Below are 2,589 nucleotides of genomic sequence, written 5' to 3' on the forward strand. Positions count from 1 at the left end.
CAAGATCGACGATGCCGTTTTGGCGCTGTTATGGCTGACGCTGCATAACGAGCGTTGTGCCTGGAAGGGCTTCGACTGGGCAACGACGGATCGGCTTCACAAGAAGGGCTTGATCGGCGACCCAGTCAACAAGTCGAAGTCATTGATCTTGACCGATGAAGGCTTGGAGCGTTCGGAAGCATTGTTCCGGGAGCTGTTTACGCGGCCGCCGCAATAGTCGTCCCTTTGTGTGACTTCCATTGCCAAGGCAGCAGTTCGTGCAGGCGGGAGACAGGAAGATCGGCGATGCGGGCGAACACATCGGCGAGCCACGCCTTTGGGTCGACGTCGTTGAGACGGCAGGTCGTGATGAAGGTGAGCATGATGGCGGCTCGATCGGCCCCACGCTGGGAACCGGCGAAGGTCCAGTTTCGGCGCCCGAGTGCAATTCCTCTCAGAGCGCGCTCGGCCGCATTGTTCGTGAGACAAATCCGGCCATCTTCCAGGAAACGGGCAAAGCCATCCCAGCGCTTCAGCATGTAATCGATCGGCTCGATCACCTCGGACGATTTGCTGAGCGTGGCGCGCTCCCGTTTCAGCCACTCGTGCATGTCATCGAACAGCGGCTTGCTCTTTTCCTGCCGCGCGGCCAGTCGTTCTTCGGCGCTCAATCCATTGATCTGGCGCTCGATCTCAAACAGCGCGTCGTACCGTTGGACGGCCTCCAATGCGATCGGCGAGATAGGCTTGCCTTTGCGTTTGCGGTCGCGGGCACTTTTCTGGATGTCGGCCAGTTCAAAGAATTTGCGCCGCGCGTGCGCATGACAAAAGGCGAAGGTGATCGGTACCGCTTTCTTTTCGGCGACACTGAGCGGCTCGAAGCCATTGTAACAATCACTCTGCAGAATGCCGCCATATCTGGCCAGGTGCTTCTGCGGATGCTCGCCGCGCCGGTTACTCGAAGCATAGTATATTGCCGCCGGCGCTGCCGCTCCGCCGTAGGGCCGGTCATCGCACACGTAGGTCCATATTCGCCCGGTCGTGCATTTGTCTTTGGCCTGGATGGGAATGGTGGTGTCGTCGCCGTGAAGCCGCTCGGCCGCGAAGACGTGCGCCTCGATCAGATCAAAGATCGGCAGGAGCGCGGCTGTTCCATACCCGACCTGGTCGGCCAGCGTCGAGGTCGAAAGCTCGATGCCCTCGCATTTGAACCGGGTGCTCTGGCGGTTGAGAGGGCTATGCATTCCAAACTTGTCAAACAGGATCGTCGCCAGCAGATGAGGACCGATGAAGCCGCGCGGCGTGGCATGGAACGGCGCCGGCGGCTGGCTGATCGCCTCGCAGTCTCGGCAGGTAAATTTCTCCCGCACCGTCTCGATCACTTTGAACCGGCGCGGAACCTCCTCGAGCGTCTCAGTGACGTCCTCGCCCAGTTTCGACAGGCGCGACCCGCCGCAGCATGCACAGGTGACTGGTGGATCGATCACCACGCGCTCACGCTCGATATCCTCCGGCCACGGCTTTCGGACCGGCCGTTTGCGCGTGAACGAACGCACGCTCGAGGTCTTGGCGGCAGCCGCCTGCGCTGCGGCTTCATCCTCCGTCGCCGCCATCACCAGTTCTTCGAGCTGCAATTCCATCTGGTCGATCAGGCGCGCCGTGCGCTCGGATCGCCGGCCGCGCAGTTCGCGCTTCAGCTTTTCGATCGCCAGCTCCAGACTGGCAATCAAGGCCTCACTGTCCGACAGCATGGCCTGCGCATTGGCGGCTTGCGCCACCGCAATGTCCCGCTCGGCGACGACGGTGTCGCACTCGGCAACAACGACATCACGTTCAGCCTGTAACATCTCACGCTCGGAAAGCAGCGCCAGATAGGCGCTCGCAAGGTCCGCAGGAAGATCCACAGGCTTCGAGATCATGAAGCCATTCGATCAGATTCACTCAATATTTTCAATGCAATAATGCTATCCGACCCGTGTCGGACGCCAGGTTTCCTGCGGATTGCGCCAGTCGATCCCGGACAACAAATAAGACAATTGTGCCGGTGAGATCGCTACCGCGCCGCCCTCCATATTCGGCCAGATAAACCGGCCCTTCTCCAGTCGCCGGGTAAAAAGGCAGGCGCCCAGACCATCATGCCAGATGATCTTCAAAATATCCGATCTGCGGCCCCTAAAGACGAAGAGATGCCCTGACATCGGATCATGTTTCAGAACCTCCTGCACCCGAAGCGCCAGGGAGGGAAAGCCACAGCGCATGTCGGTATACCCCGTCGAAAGCCAGACCTTGACCCCTGTTCCCATCGGAAACGGATTCACCGCAGCACCTCCAATCCGCGCATGATCCGAAGCAGCGCTTCAACGTCGACATCGCGGTCCACGATCACACGGCGACCATTCGCGCTGACAACCTCCATCCGGCCGGCATTCGGCAATGACCCTGCTGCCTCTACCTCTGGCATAAGCAGCGCCGGGACAAAGCCATCGACAGGCGACGCAACATCCAGTTGCCACGCTCGTGCGAGCCGGCGCCATTCATATAACTGCGAGCGCGATATTCCATGTCGCCGCGCCGTCGTCGCACACAAGCCAGGTTCCGAATAGCTCTCCG

The 2,589-nt window shown here is 60.2% G+C and carries 4 protein-coding genes; 1 reads left to right on the forward strand and 3 read right to left on the reverse strand.

Annotated features, from left to right (window positions below; all coding sequences use genetic code 11):
- The coding region (locus FS320_RS41595; protein ID WP_152718411.1) for a DUF6429 family protein at window positions 1–217 on the forward strand (217 nt) is incomplete at its 5' end.
- On the opposite strand, the gene tnpC is transcribed toward FS320_RS41595, so the two are convergent.
- The 3 genes from tnpC to FS320_RS41610 all read right to left on the reverse strand — a co-directional run.
- Window positions 198–1,898, reverse strand: coding sequence for an IS66 family transposase (gene tnpC / locus FS320_RS41600; RefSeq protein ID WP_152718412.1), 1,701 nt, complete (start codon window positions 1,896–1,898; stop codon window positions 198–200). The two genes, FS320_RS41595 and tnpC, sit on opposite strands and share 20 nt — an antisense overlap.
- A gap of 45 nt (window positions 1,899–1,943) precedes the next feature.
- Window positions 1,944–2,297 (reverse strand): IS66 family insertion sequence element accessory protein TnpB, encoded by a 354-nt coding sequence (gene tnpB, locus FS320_RS41605; RefSeq protein WP_420836851.1) that lies wholly within the window; start codon window positions 2,295–2,297, stop codon window positions 1,944–1,946.
- A partial coding sequence (locus FS320_RS41610) for a transposase (protein WP_152718413.1) occupies window positions 2,294–2,589 on the reverse strand: 296 nt, incomplete at its 5' end. The genes FS320_RS41610 and tnpB, both read right to left, overlap by 4 nt.

The organism is Microvirga tunisiensis (assembly GCF_009296175.1).
Lineage (GTDB): Bacteria > Pseudomonadota > Alphaproteobacteria > Rhizobiales > Beijerinckiaceae > Microvirga > Microvirga tunisiensis.